Origin of the sequence: Sphingomonas sp. IW22 (assembly GCF_041321155.1) — a bacterium.
GTDB lineage: Bacteria > Pseudomonadota > Alphaproteobacteria > Sphingomonadales > Sphingomonadaceae > Sphingomonas.
In genome coordinates this window covers 200,827-221,103 of the sequence record NZ_JBGGWB010000003.1, presented here as the reverse complement: position 1 = coordinate 221,103, position 20,277 = coordinate 200,827, and the positions used below count along the sequence as shown (strand labels likewise).

Sequence of the window (20,277 nt, the reverse complement as noted above, 5' to 3'; positions counted from 1 at the left end):
GGCGCTTCTGCAATGAGCTCACCGGTCATGCATATCCAAGCATGGCTCTAACGATCACTCGCAGACTAGCTGACCGGCCATACGATTGATTCATCGTCTACCCAACAATAGCGCCAATGCACGTCGCTCCGTGCCTTAGGATTGTGCAAATTTGGGCGCTGGGACCGACAACGCGCCCCTGTGAATGGGCTGGCACCTGTCCAACACTCCCGCGCTGGGCTCGTGCCGCCACAGACATCAGAAGATGCCGAGGAACTTCTTGCGCAGTTTGTCCTTCGACCTATCCTCGGTGCCCGTGCCGAGATCGTCTCGAGGCTTGCCGTCCCGGGTGCGCTGCCCCTTGGCGGTAGCGCCGGCCAAGACGGGGCCGCACGCCGCGGCGCGTGCATCGCCGACATCGACGAACGCAAGCAGCGCGGCCGGCGGCATGGCCAACACCGCCAATCCGAGGCCCGCCCCTGCGCGGCCGAGCAGTTGCGGGCTGACGACATCAAGCGACGGCTTGGCGAAATAGCCGCCGATGCCGACAGGTGACTGCCCGGAAAACAGGCTGAACTTCTTGGCGTCGGCACGAAAGGCAAGGTCGATCTGTTCGGTGGCAAAGCTGAACCCGCCGCGGCCGACGACCACGTTCTTGCTCGTGTCAATCAGGATGGGATCGGCGGCAGCTGCTCCTCCTTTCACCGTAAAGGCGATCAGACCGCAATTGATCCTGACCGGCTCCTTCAGCCGCGACTCAAACATCTTCTGGACAAATGTTCCAAGATCGAGTTCGGAAAGCTGGACGTTGCGGGTCGTGAGCTGTCCCTGAGGGATGACGAACGCGATACGGCCGCGCGACGTGGCCAGGGAATCGTGCAGCGTGTCGCCATCGCCTTCCAGTTGCACGCGACCTCGAACCGTGCCGCTGGTCCCTGCTTCTTCAACGCCGAAGCCAGCGAGCAGCCGCGCCATCGGCGTGGCACCCATCCGAAAATCATAGGCGATGCGCGCGGGTCGCCTGCGCCAGTCGATACGGACGTCCGACGCCACGGTGCCGCGCGCCATTGTGAAGCTGAACGGCGAAAGGTGGAGCAACCCGTTGTCGAGCGCGACGGTCACTGAAACATCGGTCACAGGAACGCTGTCCGATCGCAGGCGCGATACCCGATAGCGGACGTCGGCGTCGAACGCACGCAGCCCTTCGGCGCGGAGCGAGGCATCGGGCAGCAGGCGCGCGGGTGGCGCGCCCGCCGCCCTAGCCGCGGCTGCAAAACCGCGGCTCGCCACCAAATCGGGATTGTATCCAATGAAGGGCGCGACATCGACAATGTCGAGCAACCGCGTCGTCAGATTGGCGTCGATGTGGACGCGCGGGCCGCCGTTTTGAACGGTAAAAGCACCGGTGATGTCGCTGTCCCCAAACCGCCCCGTCAGGTCGCCGAAACGATATTCGGAGCCGCGCTTCACCAAGGTCGATTTCAGGCGATAGGCGCGTGTGCGCGGGATAACGACGCCGAGGATGCCTAGTAGTTCGGCAGCGTTGCGCCCGCGCGCCGTCACCGCCAAGGGAACCCCCTCGATGTCGGCTAGGCTGGGCAGCGTGCCGGACATGGTGATGCGGTTCTGAGCGGCGACGGCGTTGAGCAGAAGCCGGTTGCGGCCACGTGCGGCGGTTGCGTTGGGGGTGAGCAGCGCGCCGCGTAGCGTGAACGGCGTCCGACGGATCCGTCCAACCCCCGTGAAGCGGACCGCCTCGCCGATCCGTGCATCGCGCGAGCGGATCGAGGAGAAATCAAGATCCGCGATCAGGTCGAGCTGCGGATCGCGGTAACGGAGTGCGGTCGAGACAAGTACGGCACGGTCGATAATTGGCAACTCGAACGGCTTACCCTTCCCGTCGCTGGCGAAGGTCCAGCTGTTTGCGGTTCGCGCGTCATTCCATTCAAGGTCGAGCGATGCATCGCTGAGGTCCAGCCAGCGCAGCCGCCGTCGCCCGAACAGCAAAGACAGCGGCGCGATCCGGGTGGCGATGCGCCGCGCGGTGAACAGGTGACGTCGGGTGGTCCAGTCCGGATTGGCGACGGTCAGCCCCTCGGCCAGAAACTTGATGTCGAATGGCGCGAAATAAAGCTGAAAGTCGCCGCCAACCCTGACCGGGCGGTCGATCAGGCGGGTAACGGTGCGTTCGAACGGGCCCTTCAGGAACCGTCCCTTGGTGATGAAAAGCACCAGCCAGATCGCGGCAACGGCGGCGATTACGCCGATCAAGATGTTGCGCACGATCCGCCATATCCTGCGACGCCGGCTTTCTGATTGGGCCGGGTTCTTTGCGGCCTCTAGCCTTACTGTGGCTACCTCTGGCCCCGCTCCGTCATGCGTCATCACGTTGCGTACCCATCATTGGCCAGAACCAATAGCGCGTGTCACCTTGCGGCAACATGGCCAAACCTAGCCGTCATAAATTCCACTGACCGAGCTGGTTATTTCGTAGCTTCCACGATGATGGGATGGTCGCCATGAGACCAAGTTGCTGCCCGGCCCATGATATTGTCGAACAAATCCGAAGCGATGTGGCTCGCAAGCCATGCCTTCAGGTAGGGGAGCGGCTGACCTTCAAACCAGTCGGGATCGACGCCAGCAAACTGCCTGACGAACGGCATGATGGCGGCGTCTGCCAACCCCCGTAGCCGCCCGCACAATTGGCCGGAAACCGCTATCCGAGCATCAAGGCCTTGCAAAAAGTGGAGTCCAATTTCGCGATGCCTGTCGACTTCCAAACCATAACGATTTGGATATTTGTATCGATCGAGGTGGTGCTTGAACATGCCGTCGTTCATCGCGATCAGCGCCGGGTCGTCGCGCAAGAGCCAGCCTTCGGGATCCCGCGCATCCAGAGCCCAGCGCATGATCGCGAGGCTTTCCTCGATCACCCTTCCGTCGGCTGTCCGAAGTACGGGAACGGTCCCCTTGGGGGAGTCCAACAACAGTTCCGCGGGCTTGTTGGAAAGCCGAACCTCGCGAAGCTCGTAGCGCGTACCACTCGCGCGCAAGGCTAATCGCGCTCGCATGGCATACGGACACCGACGGAAACTGTAGAGCACGTGATCAGCCATTACGGACATATGCTGCTCAGAAGAGCCGGAAGATAGTCCTGCCAACCGCGCCTATGTCCGCCCCAGCGTTTCTCAACCTCCCCCTGTTCGCCTGGAGCTATCGACGTTGAGGGGCCGCCCGCTGCTCGATGGAGCTCTAGATGGTGATAAGGGGCCCGTGCAGATCTGCGAGACGGCGCGCCTTAGATTTCCGCTGTTCGAGCGCGGATTTTTGGGGGTAGAGCAGCAAGATCGCGGCGATCTAAGGCGACTGGTCTGCCTCGCTGTGGCGAGCGATCAATACCCAGATGGCATAGCGCCAGGTCGCGCGTTGCCGATCATCCGTTGTAAAGGCGACTAACGTGCAACATAAGACAGCCCTAATAACCGGTATCACAGGCCAGGACGGCGCCTATCTGGCAAAGCTGCTGCTTGAAAAGGGGTATCGGGTGCATGGGGTGAAGCGCCGGTCGTCTTCCTTCAATACCGGGCGGATCGAGGACATATATCAAGATCCCCACGTACAAAATCCGCGATTTCGCCTGCATTATGGTGATCTGACTGATTCGACCAACCTCATCCGATTGGTGCAGGAAGTAAAGCCAGACGAAATTTATAACCTTGCCGCGCAAAGTCATGTCGCGGTCAGTTTTGAGACGCCGGAATATACTGCCAACGCCGATGGCATGGGTCCGCTTCGGTTGCTGGAAGCAATTCGTATTCTCGGCATGGAAAAGAAGGTTCGCTTTTATCAAGCATCTACGTCCGAACTTTACGGCCTTGTTCAATCTGTGCCGCAAAGTGAAACAACACCATTCTACCCCCGAAGCCCCTATGCAGTTGCAAAGCTGTTCGCCTTTTGGACTGTCGTAAACTATCGCGAGGCCTATGGCATTCATGCCTCGAATGGCATCTTGTTCAACCATGAGAGCCCGTTGCGCGGCGAAACCTTTGTGACGCGCAAAATCACACGGGCGGCCGCAGCAATCAAACTGGGCCGCCAGGAAAAGCTGTATCTTGGCAACCTGGACGCAAAGCGCGACTGGGGACATGCGCGCGAATATGTCCGCGGCATGTGGCTGATGTTGCAGCAGGACCAGCCAGACGATTACGTCCTTGCGACCGGCGAAACGACATCGGTGCGCACGTTTGCTGAATGGGCATTCGCGGATGCTGGCATTCGATTGCGCTGGCAGGGCGCCGGCATCGACGAAAAGGGCTATTGCGCGGACACCGGTCGCTGCCTGATCGAGGTGGACGAGCGCTATTTCCGCCCCACCGAGGTCGATTTGCTAATCGGCGATCCGGCAAAGGCGAAACGCGCACTGGGATGGTCTCACGAAACCAGTCCGCGCGACATGGTCAGGGAAATGGTCGAGGCCGACCTTGTCGTCATGCAGACGGCTCCGATTGGCAACGGCGCCTGATAGGTTGCATGGCAGCTTCTGGATCAAAGCGCATGTTCGACATTTCGGGAAAACGGGTTTTCGTAGCCGGCCATCGCGGCATGGTCGGATCGGCACTCGTAAGGCGACTTGCGGGCGAGGGGTGCACGATTGTTGCCGCTTCTCGCGATGAACTCGATCTCAGAGATCAGGCGGCGGTGCGGACTTGGTTCGCGGACCATAGACCGCAGCTGGTATTTCTGGCAGCGGCAAAGGTTGGCGGCATTCTCGCCAACCAGAACCTCCCCGCCAATTTCCTGTTCGACAATCTTGCCATTGCGGGCAATGTCATTGAAGCAGCGCATCGAACGGGTGTGGAAAAGCTTCTGTTCCTAGGCTCCAGCTGCATTTATCCGCGTGCGGCGGAACAGCCGATCCGCGAAGGAGCGCTGCTTACCGGCGCGCTGGAGCCAACCAATCAATGGTATGCGATCGCCAAGATCGCTGGGATAAAGCTCGCACAGGCCTATCGTCAGCAATATGGCCGCGACTTCATCAGCGCCATGCCGACAAACCTATATGGACCCGGTGATAATTTCGACCTTCTGTCCAGCCATGTGCTTCCAGCGTTGATTCGCAAGACGCATGAGGCGAAACTGGCGCGAGCGGACACCGTGCAGATCTGGGGCAGCGGAACGCCGCGGCGCGAGTTCCTGCACGTCGACGACTTGGCAGATGCCTGCGTGTTTTTGATGCGCAACTATTCGGGCGATGAGCACATCAATATCGGGTATGGTGACGACGTGACCGTTCTGGAACTGGCCCAGCTGGTAAAGGAAGCGACAGGCTTCGATGGAGCGATCGCCCTGGACCCAAGCAAGCCAGACGGGATGCCACGCAAACTGCTGGATAGCAGCCGGCTGGCGTCACTTGGCTGGCATGCGACAACACCGCTGCGGCAGGGGATCGCCGATACCTATCGTTGGTTCCTTGAAAGCCATGCAGCAACGTCCGCACGGCTGCGTGGCTGAGCAGGCGTTTGCGCCTCGATCCAATAACCGTTCCCTGATCGCCACGCCCTTGTATCCAAACGGCTTCGTCGGTCGTTCATACGGATCCAAGGAGAACATCATGGCCACGACCCCAGAGAACGAAGAACCCGGCTTCGAGCATGACGTTAACGAGCTTCCTGAGGATGAGGGCAGCACGTCGGAACACAGCACCGAGGAACAACCCGACGAGGCGGGTGACGCGCTGGAGAATGCCCAGGAAAAGGCAGCGCACGAGCGCGAGGAAGAAGGCGGCTATCAATAAGACGGTGACCATGGGTGCCCACTGGATACCCATGGCCAGACTTCATTCCGCGTCTCGACGGAAACGCGCGGCGCCATCGGCAGCGATTTGGCCGCCGCGCCGCTAAAGCCTTGGGCGGCCCATCACGGGCAGGCTGAAGAGGGATGGCCGCCCCGATACCCGATCAGATCATGCCCGCCTTCATCTGATTGACGGCATGGTCGGCGGCACGCGCGGTCATGGCCATGAAAGTGAGTGAGGGATTCACGCAAGATACCGATGCCATCTGAGCGCCGTCGGTGACGAACAGATTGGGAGCGTCGTGCGCCTGATTCCATTTGTTCAGCACCGACGTCGCGGGATCGTGACCCATTCGCGCGCCGCCCATTTCGTGGATCGCCTCGCCCGGAATATGCTGGCCGCGCCAGCTGCGCACATTCTGCAACCCGGCCTGTCGCAGCATGATCTCGCCCTGCGCCTGTGCGTCGTCCATCATCTTGATCTCGTTATCGCGGAAACGCATGTCGAAGCGCAGCAGGGGCGTGCCGAAGCGGTCGGTCTTGTCGAAATTGAGCAGCACGCGATTGTCATCATAGGGCAGGCATTCGCCAAACGCGCTCATGTTGAAACGCCACGGACCATATTCGCGCATGCCGTGCTTCATCTCGGCGCCAAACCCCTGGGGGACGGGGGCACTGCGGCTGGCGCCGCCTTGATAGCCATAGCCGCGCTTGAAGGGCAGATCCTCGGCATCGAGGTTGCGGAACCGCGGCACATAGACGCCGCCCGGCCGCCGGCCATATTCGACATATTCGGTCATGCCCGGAATCTCGCCCGAGACATTGACCTTGAAGATGTGGTCCATCACCGCGCTGCCCAGCGCGCCGTTGGAATGGAAATAGCTGCGCTGGCTGTCCACAGGGCGCGAATTGAGCAGGATGTGCAGCGAGCTACCCGTCGATGCACACAGGAACACCATACGCGCGGGCACGACTTCGGCCTCGCCGGTCTTGGCGTCGACCATTCGCACGCCCGTCACCCGCTTGCGCGCGGGATCATATTCGATGTTCGTCACCCAAGTGTCCGACCGCAGCGTCAGGCGACCAGTGGCGCGCGCGGCAGGCAGCGTGACCGCCTGGGTCGAGAAATAGGCGCCGAAGCTGCAACCCCGGTCGCACTGGGCGCGCTTCTGGCACCGTGAGCGGTTCTGTTCGGGCTTGTCCTCGGTAATGTTGCTCAGCCGGGCGTTGATCAGCTTGCGACCCGGAAACTCCCGCTCCAGCCGCTCTTTCAACCACTTTTCCGCGATGTTCATCGGGAATGGCGGCATGAACTCGCTGTCGGGCAGATAGGGCAGGTTTTCCCGCCCGCCGGACACGCCGATGTAATTCTCGACATAGCGATACCATGGCTCGACATCGTCATAGCGGATCGGCCAGTCGGTGCCGATACCTTCGCGCTTGTTGGCGTCAAAGTCGTTCGGCCCCCAGCGAAAGCTCCAGCGCCCCCAGGTCAGCGATTTACCGCCGACCACCGATGGACGCACCCAGTTGAACTTGTTGGGCGCGTCGTAATCATAAGGGTTGAGACGGTCATTGATGAAAAACGGCTGGGTGGCAGGCTGAACCCAGCCATTCAGCGCGAAATAATCGCTTTTGACCAATGCGGCAGGCATCCGGTTGCGCGCCGGAATCTCATGGGCCGACTTGCCGTCGAAGGGATAATCTTCCCCATGCTCGACCATCCGGCCACGATCGACCATCAGTACGCGCAGCCCCTTTTCGGTAAGTTCCTTGGCGGCCCAGCCGCCACTTACGCCGGAGCCGATGACGATTGCGTCGAAGCGGTCAGTTGCTGCCATGAGATTTGCCTGTCGGATCAAAGGGTCGGAAAAGTCGGATGGAGGCGCGGCAAAGGGCCGCCTTGTCGCCTAGGACGAGAAGATCCGCTTGACCTTCGAATATGGATAGGCGCCGTCATAGTCGCCGGGAACCGGCAGGTAATGCCGCTCCTGCGTGATCCCCACCTCCGATGTGTAATAGCCGGTGACGACCAGTTGCCGAAATGCCTCGAAAAAGGGCGCGGCGCCGGGGATTCCGTCTGCCATCGCCAAGCGCAGCAACGCGTCCTGCTGTTCGGGCGATGCCTTGACGGCGGGCTTGCCGTAATCGGCCATGCTGCGCGCATCGATGGCAGCGAGGCCACCCAGGATCAGGTCGCGATCGTCGTTGATCGCCCAGTCGCCCATCATATGCTCGATATATTCGGGCACGCCTGCGGCAATGGCGCCCGGCGTATCGGTGGTCGGCAGTACGCGTTCGCTCAGCGCGGCAACGAGCGCACGCTGCGCCGGCGTGAACACAGACGTAGGCGGACCGGTATTGATGACCGGGTTGGGCACATATTCGGCTGCGCGTGCAAGCGGCGCGAACAGACTGGCGCCAAACACACCGACAATGCCGGCCAGCGCGGTTCTGCGGTCGATCAACATGCTTCCCTCCAGCCGATGACAGTGGCGCGGCGGGGCAGGATCGCAGTCGCGAACCTGAACCATGTTTGCGCTATCATAGCCCGGCGCGCGCAGATGGTGCGCCTGTGACCGGATGCCATGCCCCTCTCCCATCCTATTTCCTATAGGATACTTATCCACTTGCGAGCGCGGTCGTCAATGCAGCTGGCGGCGGGCGCTGCCCGGCTGTCGCGCAATATAGAAGCAACCAGCGTGAAACTGTTGCCGGGCCCGCAAGCGCCCCCGGCAGCAGTAAACTGACGTCAGGTTGCTGTGCCCACCATCATTCCCGCAAGCCGAACAATTCGCTAGCATAGCAGGCTACCTGAGACCGCCGATATCACGACATGAAGACTAACGGCGTCGGTTGCGCGCAGCGGCTCAGCTACCCACTGACGCACACAGACGCGCCTTGGCCCTGCTCAGCGCTGCGTTGATGTCGTCGCGGTCCATGTCCAGCGCGGCGTGTTCGGCTGCCTGTTGGGCGAATGCAGTGACATGGGTCAGCAGAAACAGGCGGAGTTGCTCGCCTCCAGTCGGCGTGCTGGGCAATCGTCCAAGAAGGTCGATCACGCGGATGCTGACCGAAGGATAAGACGCAGCGGTCTGCCGAAGCGCCTTCAGCGGGGTGTCCATGAACGCGGTGACGTCCCTGCGCGGCAGCTTCAATCGGGCAGCCCCGTCCTTGTCCGGCCACCACCGCGCCGCCTCGTTTGCATGCAGCGCCGCTGCGAACATGCCGACAAGCCGATCGCAGCAGGCCAGCGCGGTGTAGAAGTCGTTCACTGCAGGCGACAGTGCCCGTGCCGCGACCTCGACCAACAGGTTTGCCTCAAAAACGGGTCCGCTCGTGTCGCTGCGATACGCCATGCAATCGAGATGATCTGCCATCCAGCTCGCGCTTTGCGTGCCGTGCACCCAGCCGATCGTCTCACCTGCGAGGAAAAAGTCGCCAAAGCCGTAGAATAGCCCCGCATGTCCGCCCAATCGCTTCGCCTGCGCCGCGATACCGTCATAGTCGATGCTGCTCAGATACCCTGTCTTGCTGGCGATTACCGGCAGGTATCCGTGCTCGGGCAGTGCCAGCGGCCCTGCAACCCCCTTGTCGACCACCCCGTTCGCAGCATCGCGACCGAGTTGCGCGATTGAGGTGTCGACATGAACCATGCGCCCCAGATGATGCAGCGCATTCGACATCCACGCCAGGGTGACCACGGTCGCGCCGGTGAGGACGACCAGACTTAATCGGGGCACCGTTGCACCCGGCTGGTCCGCGTGCACGGACATCAGGAGCATCAGAGACGCGGACAGAAGCGAGAGCAGCAGCCCAAGCGTCACCCGGATGATCCGGTCGCTGATCCAGCGGTCGATCAGGCGCACGCCAAGATTGCTGGCCGCGATGGTGAGGACAAGCAGGGTGATCGAGAAATACAGGGTCGAAAAGGCCGCGTGCACCGTCACCAACCCGCTCGCGAGTTCCTGAGCGGCGCTGGCACCCATCGAAAAGGGCCAGCCAAATTGTGCAGTCCAGGCGCCACCGCCCCTTTCGTCGACGGCCAGCAGCACGCATGTCGCGATCACCGTTGCACCGATCATCGTGCATGGCAGTGCCCAGAAATTGGACCAAAGCAGGTGCTGGCGCGACCCTCCCACCGATCGGTTCATTATCAAGTCTCCTGCCAATTTCGCCAGCGTGCGCGGTGCTGGCGGCCGAACGCTGAAAGCACAGTGCGTTCGCCAAAGAGACAACATTGATCAGCAGCGATCGCCGTAGCTTGCCATAAAGCCCGCTCGTGCGGCGGCTTGGTGCGGCAACCATCTATTTCGGGCCGGGGTCCGCCAACCCGACGCGCCCCAACGCGTGACAGCGAGCGCTCCGTTCGCTTCCCAATCCCGGCCTTGCGCGCGGCACTGTGGGAGGAGCGCCGCGCGAGGAAGAAGGCGATTACAGGGTTGCGAACATCGCGCTCATGCGCTCCCACGCCCGTTCGGCCGCCGCCTGATCGTATGAAGGGCTGTCGATGACCGTCCAGCCGTGATTGGCGGGATAGACCTCAACCTCCGCGGGGCGACCGGCAGCGCTGGCGGCTTCACGAAACGCCGTCTTGTCGCCGGGGGCCTTTGCGTCGTCGTCCTGCCCGATCGCGATCAGATAGCGCGCCTGGGTCCGCGCCAGCAGCTTGTGCGGGCTTTGCGCATCATCGGGCCGCACCAGGCCACCGCCATGCAGCGACGCCGCCGCGCGCACCCGGCCCGGCACCGCAGCGGCGGTCCAGACGGTGAAGGGGCCACCCATGCAATAACCATGCGTGCCGACGCCCCGCGCAGTGTCGACGTCGGGGCGCTGATCCAGCCACCCGATCACAGCTGTCGCGTCGCGCATCACCGCATCGGCATTCAGCGCGCCGCGCCACAGGCCGACCTTTTCAAAGCCGCCCTGCGCGCGGAAATCGGCAAAGTCGCGAAACTGCGGCGCCGGAATCGCGCGGTAATAGGGGTTAACCACCAGCACGGCATAACCCTGTTTCGCAAGCCGCTGCGCCATCACCTCAAACGCTTCGCGAAGACCGGCAATGTCGGGCCATGTCACGATGGCGGGATGCCGCCCCCGCGCCGGACGCACGAAATACGCATCCATGGTCCCGTCGCGCGTCGCAATGGTTACGCGATCCTCGGCAAGTTCCTCGGACGAACCGGCGATCGACCCTGGCGCACACGCGGCCAGCGCGCCCATGGCGCCCATAGCAGCGAATTGCCGACGGTTGCCCGTCCAGTCGAACCCACCGCGGCGCGTCCATTCGTCGATCTGATCCCGCTCGCACATTGCCGCATCCTCACTTCAAAGCCAGCAGCCAGCATAGCCCGGCCGCGACAGCGGTGAAAGCAGGCCTTCGTGCCAGGGGCGTCGCGCGGGCGACGTCGAACAGTTCTGGAGCAGTCCGCCAGCAACGAGCGATAGCGAGCTGGCAGACGCCCTAGAGGAAATGCAGGGCCAGATGCTGATGCGCGCAGAAGCGCATGAACGGCGGGCGGCTTTTCAGGTGGTTTGAGCGACTAGTCTAAGACTTAGCAGGAAAAGCGGCTGGCGCGGGCCTGACTACCTTCCCCGACAAGCAGGCGATAGCTTCTTCTAATGCGTCTGCAACTTGACGGTTCGCGTCGGCTAAAGCCGCCCCCCACTCCGAGTTGACGATGGCGTACGCTATACCAATCTCGTTTTTATGAAACCGAGCTATGGCTGAAAGTTTCTCGCCTTCTGCCTGAAGCATTCCGTATGCTCGAACCGTCAGTTCTATTTCTTTCGGTTTAAGTAGGCCAATCTTTGATATACCCATCTCATAAATAGGGAACTTATCGTTAACCGGTATCAATAGTGATTGCCCCTGGGGCACATCGGCACACCGATCAATATTCGCCATGGTCCAATTAAGCGCCTGCCTTAATTCCTCAGCAAGGCCTTTGCGTAGAGCAAGCGCATCATGCCTGTTTTTTAGCGATGCTCGATACCACTCCAAAAGAGTGTTTCCGAGAGTACCAATCACCACTGCCCCTAGGCCCACGATCACTGGCTGATAAGCCAGCCACGTGGATCCGGCTACACTCACGCCAGCACTTCCCGCAATAGCGCCCTGATCGGCTCGTGTCGCAACGGCTGCGCGTCGTGGCGCTCGATGCAGGTGTCGGCGGCGGGGCTAGAAAAGCGCTTGAACGACATTTCCGGCCAGACTGGCGATCAAGGCGAAAAACGCAATACGGTTAGAGGTGGCCGAGCTTGCTTTTGCGTTTCGACGCGCAAGTTCGCGATCCAACGCAGCCGGGCGCCACGGCGCGTTTCCCGTCGCACCTTTATTTCCTAACTGCGTATGGAAAGCGTCGTCCGAAAGCCGCTGAAGCACCCACCAGTCACCTGTCGGTTCAAACATGCCCGGGTTGTCGTTCAGCCGCTCCAGCGTTTCACGTTGCTTGCGACGTTTATTGGTCGATCCCACAAGGCGCTTCAAAGCTCCACCTTTCCGTACGTTTTCCGTACGCAGATTCGATCCAGCCTATAAGTTATTGATTTTCCGAGGGCGGCTGGTGGAGCTGAGGGGAATCGAACCCCTGACCTCTGCAGTGCGATTGCAGCGCTCTCCCATCTGAGCTACAGCCCCGCCACCATCTCCGGGTCGCAATGCGGCCGGAAGGCGCCCCTCTAGCGACAGATTTTACCGGATGCAACGCCCTGCGTTGGGTGCGCGCACCGAACCGCTCAGCGCCGGACCGCACGCCGTCCGCGACCGATTGCAGGAACATTCGGCCCGCTCGATCCTTGATCCCGCGCATGCATCGCAATCAGGCGATGACAATGCCCGGCAATGAAAATCCCAGGAGGATCGAGATGGGCTACGAACGCAACCAGCGCGGTGGTTGGCAAGGCGACGGAAATCGCGACTTCGATTACGACGGCGGCCGCGACAACTACTCCAGCGCACGTGATTATGCAGCCGCGGGCCAATATGGCGATCGCGGCGGCCAAGGTGGACGCGACCGTTACGAAGGGCGGGGCGACCGCGAAGATTACGGCGCCCGGGGCTATGGCAATCGAGACGCTTATGGCAGCCGCGACGCTTATGGCAGCCGCGACTATTACGGCGGCGGCCGGGAACATGGCCAGCGCCGCGAATCCTATGGCGACCGTGAGCGCGGCTATGGCCGTTCGCAGGGCATGAGCGGCAACGAGCGTTACGGCTCCCCCTATCAACGCCAGGGCGGCTATTCGCGCGGCGAACAGGGTCGGGGTGGCTATTCCGGCCAGCCCCAGGGTTATGACTATGACGAGCGCGATTTCTTCAGCCGCGCGGGCGACGAAGTGCGGTCATGGTTCGGGGATGACGATGCCGAGCGCCGGCGCGAGATGGACCGTCGCTATGATGAACGGCACGGCAGCGGGTCGAGCGACCGGGACGAGCATTATTCGAACTGGCGGCGCCAGCGGATCAGCGAACTGGACCGCGACTATAACGAATATCGCCGCGAAAACGCGTCGCGCTTCGAGAATGAGTTCAACGCCTTTCGCACTGAACGCCAGACGCAGCGCTCGTCGCTGTCGCGCGTCAACGAGCATATGGAAGTCGTGGGCTCCGACGGTGAGCATGTCGGCACGGTGGACAAGGTGCGGGGCGATCGCATCATCCTGACCAAGAACGATGTCGACGCGGGCGGCCGCCACCATTCGATCCCGTCGCGCTGGATCGAAAGCGTCGACGACAAGGTCAAGATCCGGAAGACGGCTCAGCAGGCCAAGGACGAATGGCGCGACGAGGAACGGAACCAGGCGATGTTCGGAGACGAAGATCGTTCGCCGGCACAGAACCGTTCGCAGACCTATGGCGCCGATCGCAAGACCGACGACAACGACTCGTCCACGCGCGGCAATTTGAACAAGAGCTTCTCCGGCACTTATTGATCCCGGACAGGTTTTGACACGGACGGGGTCGGGCGGCAGCGCCCGGCCCCGTTCGCCGTTACCGACCGCTGGGGCGGTACCGGGCAATGCAAGCAATCGGTCCGTCTGCGGCGGCGCAATCCAATTGTCGCCGAAAGGTCGCTTTCAAAGCAACATCTTAGGTCGATAACTGGGAAATTTCCCAGTTGCATTTGGTGCAATTGCAATCGCGGGCTTTGCGATTGTCGGCATTGCTGCGGCGCAACATACTGCGACAAACAGAAACGAACGGGATGCCGATCAGGCTCTTTCAGGGCTTTGCCAGAGGAGACAGATCGTGACCAAGATGCTTTTTGCCGCTGCCGCCGCCACCCTTTTCGCCGCCCCTGCGATGGCTGAAGAGACCGTGTTTACTCGCGACGGTCAGACCTATGCCTACACCACTGCGGTGGAAGGTGACGCGACCATCATCGAGGGCCGCACCCTGCCCCAGAACGACCCGTTCCGCCTGACCGTCCGTGGCCGCACCGCATCGGGCCGCGTCGATGGCCGCCCGGTCAGCTTCCGCATCGCCAAGCCGCTGGCGCCGGTGCAGGTCGCCAGCCGCGGTACCAGCGTCGCCGGCAACTGATCCCGCGAGCAACCGGAGCTTCAAGAAGGGGCAGCTTCGGCTGCCCCTTTTTTTAATCAGAACCCGTCGGGCAGGTCGATAGCGCCGACATGCTCGCGGTAGCGGCTGACGGCGTAGCGGTCGGTCATGCCGGCGATGAAATCCGCGATGTGGCGCGCACGGGCGGGCTGGGCATCGGGCAACGATTCGCGCCAGCCATCGGGCATGCGGCGCGGATCATCCGCATAAGCCGCGAACAACCCGGCCACCACCGTGCGTGCCATATCCGCCGCCTCCAGCTGTCGCGCGTGGTGATAGAGTTCGGCGTACATGAAGCGCTTTAGCGTGCGCTCCGCCTCCCGCATCGGTTCGGAGAAACAGGCCAGGCACTGCCCCGCCGCGCGCACATCCTCCGCCGTTTCAATGCGCTCGTCGGCCAGATTGGCACGGGTATTGGCGATCAGGTCATTGACCATCGTGCCGATCTGGGAGCGGATCAGTTCCCCGACCAGTCGCTCGGGCGCGCAATCGGCGAAACGCGCGCGCACTGCATCCCATCCATCGGCCACCAGCGGCACCGACAGGATCGCGTCCAGCGACAGCAACCCTGCACGCAGGCCATCGTCGATGTCGTGATTGTCATAAGCGATGTCATCGGCAATCGCCGCAACCTGCGCCTCAAGCGAGGAATAGCGGGTCGGGTCCAGCGGAAACGCGGCATCCGCTTCCGCCAGCGCCCACTGCGGATGCGCGATCGGGCCGTTATGCTTGGCCAGCCCCTCCAGTGTTTCCCAGCCAAGGTTCAGGCCACGCCAGCGCGGATAGGGGCTTTCCAGCCACATCAGCGCGCGCAGCGTGTGGCCATTGTGATCGAAGCCGCCATGATCGGCCAGCGCCTCCTCCAGCGCGTCCTCCCCCGCATGGCCAAAGGGGGGGTGACCAATGTCGTGCGCCAGGCACAGCGCCTCGGTCAGATCCTCATTCAGGCCCAGGGTGCGCGCGATGACGCGGCCGATCTGAGCGACCTCAAGGCTGTGGGTCAGCCGGACGCGAAAATGGTCGCCGTCGGGCGCCATGAACACCTGCGTCTTGTGTCGCAGCCGACGAAAGCTGATCGAATGGACGATACGGTCGCGGTCGCGCTGGAACGCGTCGCGTGGGCCGCGTTCGGCGCCGACATCGGGGCGCGGTTCGGGGTGCAGGCGACCGCGGCTGTTCGCCGGATCGGAAGCCCAGCGGGCACGGACGATCATTTGGTGGGCAGCCTCGACACCTTCTGCCCCGCCTCGCTCTGGACCGAGAAGGCCGAGAGCCCCCCCTTTGCCAGCGTGTTGACGAAAGCTTGTGCTTCGCTGGCGGATTTGAACGGGCCGGTCAGCAGCCGGTTGGTGGCGCGGACCGGAAATGTCCACGCCTGACGCCCCTTCAGCGCAGACGAGTTCGCGGCCAGCGCGCTCCACGCCTTTGGCAAATCGCCGACATTCGCGCCGCCCGCGACCTGAACCCACCAGCGCGCCGGTTCGGCGGGCTTTTTCGGTTCGGCCTTTTTCGGCTCAGGCTTTTTGGCTTCGGTCCTTTTGGGCTTGGGCTTCGCCGCTTCGGGCTTGACCTCCGGCTTGCTCGGCGCGGCAGCGCGGGGGGCGGGCGTTGCGGCAACAGGCGTGGGTTCGGGCCGCGGCGCAGGCGCTTCGATAACCGGTGCAAGCGGTGGCGCCACGCCCAGCTCGGCGGCCGGGATCGCGATGTTGCGGACGATCGCCGCCAGCACTTCGTTTGCAGGCGGCGGGCTGGCCGTGGGCGTGGGTGTCGCTACCACAGCGGGTGCAGGCGCGGCTGAGCCAGGCGTAGGCGTAGGCGTAGGCGTAGGCGTAGGCGTAGGCGTAGGCGTAGGCGTAGGCGTAGGCGTAGGCGTAGGCGTAGGCGTAGGCGTAGGCGTAGGCGTAGGCGTAGGCGTAGGCGTGGCTGCGACCGGCGCGCGCGTCAAGGCTGGAGCCGATCGCGCGGTGACCGGATCGGCCGCAGGTGCAAGGCTGGCTGTTGCCGTGCGTGACGGCGCGGTGCGTTGCGGGCGGCGGCCCTGACGCTCACGTAGATAGGCCTCGCGCTCGGCCCGTTGCTGTTCCGCGCGGCGTTCGGCAGCGTAATTGCGCGTGGCTGACGATGCGGTGCGGGTAGGCTGCTCCGCGCGATCCTCGCCAGCGTTCGGCAACGCCGCGACCTGCACTGCGGTCGCGCTGCCCGGCAGCGATGGAGCGGGCGGTGCCAGCCGAGCATCGGCCAGCCGCGCGGGAGTTCGCGTAAACTCGCCCAGATGCGCGGCAAATGCACGGTCGGCGGGATCACGGATTTCCGCCAGCCGCCGGAACAGCGGCAGATATGCAGTGGAGAAGCCCGGCATCATCGTCGCGGTCACGCGCTCGGCGTCGTTGGTCTTGCCCGTCAGCGCCATGACCAGTGCACGCGTGCGCCATGCGGCGCGGTCCTGTTGCCGCAGCAGCGGATCCAGAACGCGATCCGCTCCCGCCGCGTCGCCCGAAATGGCGAGCGATACGGCATAGCGACGGCGCGTTTCCGCCGTGTCCTCCGCCGCCATGGCACGAACATATTCGGCCTGTGCATGGGCCTGATCGCCGACCAGATCATAGGCCAGCCCCCGATCGTCGGCATAACCCGTCGGAGACAGCCCCGCAAGTTCGGCCTGTGCGAAATGGCGCAGCGCTTCTCCGGGTCGCCCCATATGCACATAGGCACGTCCCCGCGCGGCGGCGATGCGCGGATCGTCGGCCCGAACCTTCTCGGCGCGCGCCAGGAACTGAAGCGCGGCAGGACCATCGTCCAGCATCGCACTTGCCTCACCGGCGGCGATCAGCGCGTCGAGATCGGTGGGCTTGTTCGCCAACGTCTGCATCGCGGTGGCCAGCCGGTCGGCAATGGGCGTTGGTTGCGGCACGAAGCCGGGTGCGCCACGGGGCGCGCTGCTGCTTTGCTGTGCGGACGCGGGCAACACTGCCAGAGCGAGCGCAGCCGCGCTGCCAAGCCACGGAACAAGGAAACGAGTCATGCTTGCCGTCGCTACACCATATCGCGGCTGAACCGCGACTGTCCGGACACGACCGGACGGTAGAGAGTGGCCGCCCGGCGATGAACCGGACGGCCGCGCTCTCGCTTACTGGTTGTTCTGGCGATGGAGGAACCGCGGGATGTCGAGCGGGTCCTTGTCGTCGCCACCCTTGCCGATATTTCGACCAGCCGCCGACATGCGCTCGAACAGCGTGCCGCCCGGACGGGCGGCGGGCATCGGTTCGCTTTCGCTCTCGGCACCTGTCAGCCAGCGGCGACGCGGCGGCTCCGCATCGGCGGCTGGCTGCGGCACGGCCGGTTCAGCCGGCGGCAGGGTCGCGTCCGCGCCCAGCACCAGTTCATCCTCTTCCCGCGCGGCAGGTGCCGGGGCGGGCGTCGGGGCGACGGGTTCGGGCGCCTGGGGCGCAGGCGGCGGCGCAGCGGCGGGCTGTTCCGCGGCGGGCGCGGCTGCCGGACGCTTGGGTGCTGAGAAGGTGAAGCTGCGCGCGGGTTCCGCAACGGCCGGGGCGGGCGCAGCCACTTCGTGGCCATCGGCCTCGATACCGGTCGCGACGACCGACACGCGGATCTTGCCTTCCAGTTCGGGATTGAACGCCGAACCCCAGATGATGTTCGCGTCCGGGTCGACCAGTTCGCGGATGTGGTTCGCGGCTTCGTCCACTTCCAGCAGACGCATGTCGTCGCCGCCGGTGATCGATACGATGACGCCCTTGGCGCCCTTCATGCTGACGCCGTCGAGCAGCGGGTTTGCGATCGCCTTCTGCGCGGCTTCGATGGCGCGGCTGTCACCATCGGCTTCGCCGGTGCCCATCATCGCCTTGCCCATTTCCTGCATCACCGAACGCACGTCGGCAAAGTCGAGGTTGATCAGGCCCGGCATGACCATCAGATCGGTGATCCCGCGAACGCCCTGCTGAAGCACCTCGTCGGCCATTTCAAAGGCCTGCTTGAAGGTGGTGTTGGCGTTGGCGATCAGGAACAGGTTCTGGTTCGGGATGACGATCAGCGTGTCGACGAACTTCTGAAGCTCCTCGATGCCCGCTTCGGCGCTGGCGGAGCGGCGCTTGCCTTCGAACGCGAACGGCTTGGTCACGACGCCGACGGTCAGGATGCCCATGTCGCGCGCGGCCTTGGCGATGACGGGCGCTGCGCCGGTGCCGGTGCCGCCGCCCATGCCGGCGGCCAGGAAGCACATATGGCTACCCTCAAGCGCCTTTTGCACCTGCTCGATCGTTTCCTCGGCTGCGGCGCGACCGATTTCGGGGCGACTGCCCGCACCCAAACCCTGGGTAATCTTGGCGCCCAGTTGGATACGCTGCGACGCAACCGATTGCTTCAGCGCCTGCGCGTCGGTGTTCGCCACGACGAACTCCACGCCCTGAACCTCGGCGTGGATCATGTTCGCAATGGCATTGCCGCCCGCGCCGCCAACACCGATCACGGTGATGCGCGGCGTCAGTTCGTCCACGTCGGGCGGCAGAAAATCGATACCCATGCTAATCTCCCCTGTGCACCCATTCACCACGCGGGCGCACGATACTCACGCCCGTTTTGCACCATGTGACCGCCCGATCCTAGCGGCAAAAGGCCGTTCGGTCGTAAAATCTCAATAGTTCGATCGAAATGCGGCCATCAGCCGGCGCATCATCGTGCCCATTGTCGGCCGCACCACCAGTTGATGCTGCGGCTCGACGGCACGCAGGTCCACCGGATCGGCAGCGGCGAACATGGTAAGGCCCGCCAGCGTCGAAAAGGCCGGACCCGAATGCGCTTCGGGCAGGGCGGTCAACCCGCGCGGTCGGCCGACGCGCACCGTGCGGCCCAGCGCCTGTTGCGCATAATCGGCAATCCCCTTCAATTCGGCGCCACCGCCGGTCAGCACGATCTGACGCCCGACGGGATCGTCAAAGTTCAGCTTTTTCAGCTCGCGCTGCACTTCCTGCATCAGGCGGTCCAGCCGCAGGCGGATCGTCGCGATCAACTGGGCCTTGGTGATGCGGCTGCCCTCCTCTCCCTGATCGGCGTTAATCGGGGCGATGTCGATCATGTCGTGATTGTCGCGCGGGCTCATATTGGCGGAGCCGTGGAAGCATTTGATCCGCTCAGCCTGTGCGCGGCGCGTGCCGAATGCGCTGGCAATGTCGTCGGTCACATCGGCGGCCCCCATGCCGATGGACGAAAGGCCGGTCAGCACCCCGTGCTGGAATACCGAAACATTGGTCACGCCCGCGCCGATTTCGACCAGCGCCACGCCCAGATCGCGCTCCTCCTCGCTCAGCACGGCAAGGCCCGTGGCGACTGGCGCGGCAACGATCGACTTCACGTCCAGATGCGCGGAACGCACGCACAGGTCGAGGTTGCGGACCGGCGAGCCATCGGTCGCGACGACGTGAATCTCCACGCCCAGCCGATCGGCATGCATCCCGATCGGCTTTGGCGTGCCGGTCAGCCCGTCCAGCGTGTAGCGCGTCGGCTGGGCATGCAGCACCATGCGCCCTTGCGGGTCCAGCGCCTCGCTTGCGGCCTTTAGCAGCGCGTCGATATCGGCCTGTTCGACACGGTGGCCACCCAGATCGACTTCCAGCTTGACGATGTCGCTGACCAGCCCCCCGGCCGAAAAGGCGACCCACACATCCTCGATCGAAACGCCGGCGATGCGTTCGGCCTGTTCGACCGCCTCGCGCACCGCGACTTCGGTGGCGGCCATGTCGGCGATGTAGCCGCGCCGCACGCCCCGGCTTTCGCGCTGACCGGTGCCCAGCACGACCAGCTCGCCGCCGTCGCCCTTCTGCGCGATCAGCGCCGACACCTTGGACGAACCGATGTCGAGCGCGGTAATCAGTCCCTCGGTCGCCTGCTTCGCCATGTCCCCGTCATCCCCTGTTCCCGAATACCCCCCT

General features: G+C 63.4%; 17 protein-coding genes and 1 tRNA gene. 5 read left to right on the top strand and 13 right to left on the bottom strand.

Annotation, left to right across the window (positions count from 1 at the left end; all coding sequences use genetic code 11):
• Positions 1-237: 237 nt before the first annotated feature.
• The gene (locus ACAX61_RS14555; protein ID WP_370715571.1) at positions 238-2,364 is read right to left on the bottom strand and encodes an AsmA family protein; all 2,127 of its coding nucleotides are present in this window, start codon (positions 2,362-2,364) and stop codon (positions 238-240) included.
• Positions 2,365-2,462: 98 nt separating this feature from the next.
• The gene (locus tag ACAX61_RS14550; protein ID WP_370715570.1) at positions 2,463-3,095 is read right to left on the bottom strand and encodes a glutathione S-transferase; all 633 of its coding nucleotides are present in this window, start codon (positions 3,093-3,095) and stop codon (positions 2,463-2,465) included.
• A gap of 341 nt (positions 3,096-3,436) precedes the next feature.
• Between ACAX61_RS14550 and gmd the strand changes: the two genes are divergently transcribed.
• The 3 genes from gmd (at position 3,437) to ACAX61_RS14535 (ending at position 5,773) form a co-directional block, all read left to right on the top strand.
• A complete protein-coding gene (gmd, locus tag ACAX61_RS14545) occupies positions 3,437-4,501 on the top strand; it encodes a GDP-mannose 4,6-dehydratase (RefSeq protein WP_370715569.1) in 1,065 nt (354 codons plus the stop codon).
• A gap of 32 nt (positions 4,502-4,533) precedes the next feature.
• Positions 4,534-5,490 carry a GDP-L-fucose synthase gene (fcl, locus tag ACAX61_RS14540; protein ID WP_370715567.1) on the top strand — a complete coding sequence of 319 codons (957 nt, stop codon included), beginning with the start codon at positions 4,534-4,536 and terminating at the stop codon, positions 5,488-5,490.
• Between the two features lie 100 nt (positions 5,491-5,590).
• A complete protein-coding gene (locus ACAX61_RS14535; protein WP_370715566.1) occupies positions 5,591-5,773 on the top strand; it encodes a hypothetical protein in 183 nt (60 codons plus the stop codon).
• 163 nt (positions 5,774-5,936) lie between these two features.
• Here the strand turns inward: ACAX61_RS14535 and ACAX61_RS14530 are convergent, their stop codons facing one another.
• The 7 genes from ACAX61_RS14530 to ACAX61_RS14500 all read right to left on the bottom strand — a co-directional run bounded on the left by ACAX61_RS14530 (position 5,937) and on the right by ACAX61_RS14500 (position 12,412).
• Positions 5,937-7,613: a GMC oxidoreductase gene (locus tag ACAX61_RS14530; protein ID WP_370715565.1), complete on the bottom strand. Its 1,677-nt coding sequence runs from the start codon at positions 7,611-7,613 to the stop codon at positions 5,937-5,939.
• 69 nt (positions 7,614-7,682) lie between these two features.
• A complete protein-coding gene (locus tag ACAX61_RS14525) occupies positions 7,683-8,375 on the bottom strand; it encodes a gluconate 2-dehydrogenase subunit 3 family protein (RefSeq protein WP_370715564.1) in 693 nt (230 codons plus the stop codon).
• A 267-nt stretch (positions 8,376-8,642) separates the two neighbouring features.
• Positions 8,643-9,926, bottom strand: a complete 1,284-nt coding sequence (locus ACAX61_RS14520) for a DUF2254 family protein (RefSeq protein ID WP_370715563.1) — start codon at positions 9,924-9,926, stop codon at positions 8,643-8,645.
• A gap of 280 nt (positions 9,927-10,206) precedes the next feature.
• Positions 10,207-11,085: a dienelactone hydrolase family protein gene (locus ACAX61_RS14515; protein WP_370715562.1), complete on the bottom strand. Its 879-nt coding sequence runs from the start codon at positions 11,083-11,085 to the stop codon at positions 10,207-10,209.
• 235 nt (positions 11,086-11,320) lie between these two features.
• The gene (locus tag ACAX61_RS14510; RefSeq protein ID WP_370715561.1) at positions 11,321-11,803 is read right to left on the bottom strand and encodes a hypothetical protein; all 483 of its coding nucleotides are present in this window, start codon (positions 11,801-11,803) and stop codon (positions 11,321-11,323) included.
• A gap of 150 nt (positions 11,804-11,953) precedes the next feature.
• Positions 11,954-12,262 carry a hypothetical protein gene (locus tag ACAX61_RS14505; RefSeq protein WP_370715560.1) on the bottom strand — a complete coding sequence of 103 codons (309 nt, stop codon included), beginning with the start codon at positions 12,260-12,262 and terminating at the stop codon, positions 11,954-11,956.
• Positions 12,263-12,336: 74 nt separating this feature from the next.
• Positions 12,337-12,412 (bottom strand) — tRNA-Ala (locus ACAX61_RS14500).
• Positions 12,413-12,639: 227 nt separating this feature from the next.
• Here ACAX61_RS14500 and ACAX61_RS14495 point away from each other — a divergent pair.
• Together ACAX61_RS14495 and ACAX61_RS14490 are read left to right on the top strand one after the other, a co-directional pair.
• Entirely contained in the window at positions 12,640-13,707 is a 1,068-nt protein-coding gene (locus ACAX61_RS14495; RefSeq protein WP_370715559.1) for a DUF2171 domain-containing protein, read from the top strand.
• Positions 13,708-14,023: 316 nt separating this feature from the next.
• On the top strand, positions 14,024-14,317 hold the full coding sequence (locus tag ACAX61_RS14490; RefSeq protein ID WP_370715558.1) for a hypothetical protein: 294 nt from the start codon (positions 14,024-14,026) through the stop codon (positions 14,315-14,317).
• 56 nt (positions 14,318-14,373) lie between these two features.
• Here the strand turns inward: ACAX61_RS14490 and ACAX61_RS14485 are convergent, their stop codons facing one another.
• From ACAX61_RS14485 to ftsA, 4 genes are all read right to left on the bottom strand, one after another.
• Positions 14,374-15,549, bottom strand: coding sequence for a deoxyguanosinetriphosphate triphosphohydrolase (locus ACAX61_RS14485; RefSeq protein ID WP_370715557.1), 1,176 nt, complete (start codon positions 15,547-15,549; stop codon positions 14,374-14,376).
• A complete protein-coding gene (locus ACAX61_RS14480; RefSeq protein ID WP_370715556.1) occupies positions 15,546-17,357 on the bottom strand; it encodes an SPOR domain-containing protein in 1,812 nt (603 codons plus the stop codon). The genes ACAX61_RS14485 and ACAX61_RS14480 overlap by 4 nt, the downstream gene beginning before the upstream one ends.
• Positions 17,358-17,462: 105 nt before the next feature.
• The gene (gene ftsZ / locus ACAX61_RS14475; RefSeq protein ID WP_370715555.1) at positions 17,463-18,872 is read right to left on the bottom strand and encodes a cell division protein FtsZ; all 1,410 of its coding nucleotides are present in this window, start codon (positions 18,870-18,872) and stop codon (positions 17,463-17,465) included.
• A 111-nt stretch (positions 18,873-18,983) separates the two neighbouring features.
• A complete protein-coding gene (gene ftsA, locus ACAX61_RS14470; RefSeq protein WP_370715553.1) occupies positions 18,984-20,243 on the bottom strand; it encodes a cell division protein FtsA in 1,260 nt (419 codons plus the stop codon).
• Positions 20,244-20,277 lie beyond the last annotated feature (34 nt).

What these genes read in the sequence shown, in the direction of transcription:
- ACAX61_RS14555 (WP_370715571.1), bottom strand. Translation starts at nt 2,364, where the DNA reads ATGACGCATGACGGAGCGGGGCCAGAGGTAGCCACAGTAAGGCTAGAG.
- ACAX61_RS14550 (WP_370715570.1), bottom strand. Translation starts at nt 3,095, where the DNA reads ATGGCTGATCACGTGCTCTACAGTTTCCGTCGGTGTCCGTATGCCATG.
- fcl (WP_370715567.1), top strand. Translation starts at nt 4,534, where the DNA reads ATGTTCGACATTTCGGGAAAACGGGTTTTCGTAGCCGGCCATCGCGGC.
- ACAX61_RS14535 (WP_370715566.1), top strand. Translation starts at nt 5,591, where the DNA reads ATGGCCACGACCCCAGAGAACGAAGAACCCGGCTTCGAGCATGACGTT.
- ACAX61_RS14530 (WP_370715565.1), bottom strand. Translation starts at nt 7,613, where the DNA reads ATGGCAGCAACTGACCGCTTCGACGCAATCGTCATCGGCTCCGGCGTA.
- ACAX61_RS14525 (WP_370715564.1), bottom strand. Translation starts at nt 8,375, where the DNA reads ATGGGAGAGGGGCATGGCATCCGGTCACAGGCGCACCATCTGCGCGCG.
- ACAX61_RS14520 (WP_370715563.1), bottom strand. Translation starts at nt 9,926, where the DNA reads ATGAACCGATCGGTGGGAGGGTCGCGCCAGCACCTGCTTTGGTCCAAT.
- ACAX61_RS14515 (WP_370715562.1), bottom strand. Translation starts at nt 11,085, where the DNA reads ATGTGCGAGCGGGATCAGATCGACGAATGGACGCGCCGCGGTGGGTTC.
- ACAX61_RS14495 (WP_370715559.1), top strand. Translation starts at nt 12,640, where the DNA reads ATGGGCTACGAACGCAACCAGCGCGGTGGTTGGCAAGGCGACGGAAAT.
- ACAX61_RS14485 (WP_370715557.1), bottom strand. Translation starts at nt 15,549, where the DNA reads ATGATCGTCCGTGCCCGCTGGGCTTCCGATCCGGCGAACAGCCGCGGT.
- ACAX61_RS14480 (WP_370715556.1), bottom strand. Translation starts at nt 17,357, where the DNA reads ATGACTCGTTTCCTTGTTCCGTGGCTTGGCAGCGCGGCTGCGCTCGCT.
- ftsZ (WP_370715555.1), bottom strand. Translation starts at nt 18,872, where the DNA reads ATGGGTATCGATTTTCTGCCGCCCGACGTGGACGAACTGACGCCGCGC.
- ftsA (WP_370715553.1), bottom strand. Translation starts at nt 20,243, where the DNA reads ATGGCGAAGCAGGCGACCGAGGGACTGATTACCGCGCTCGACATCGGT.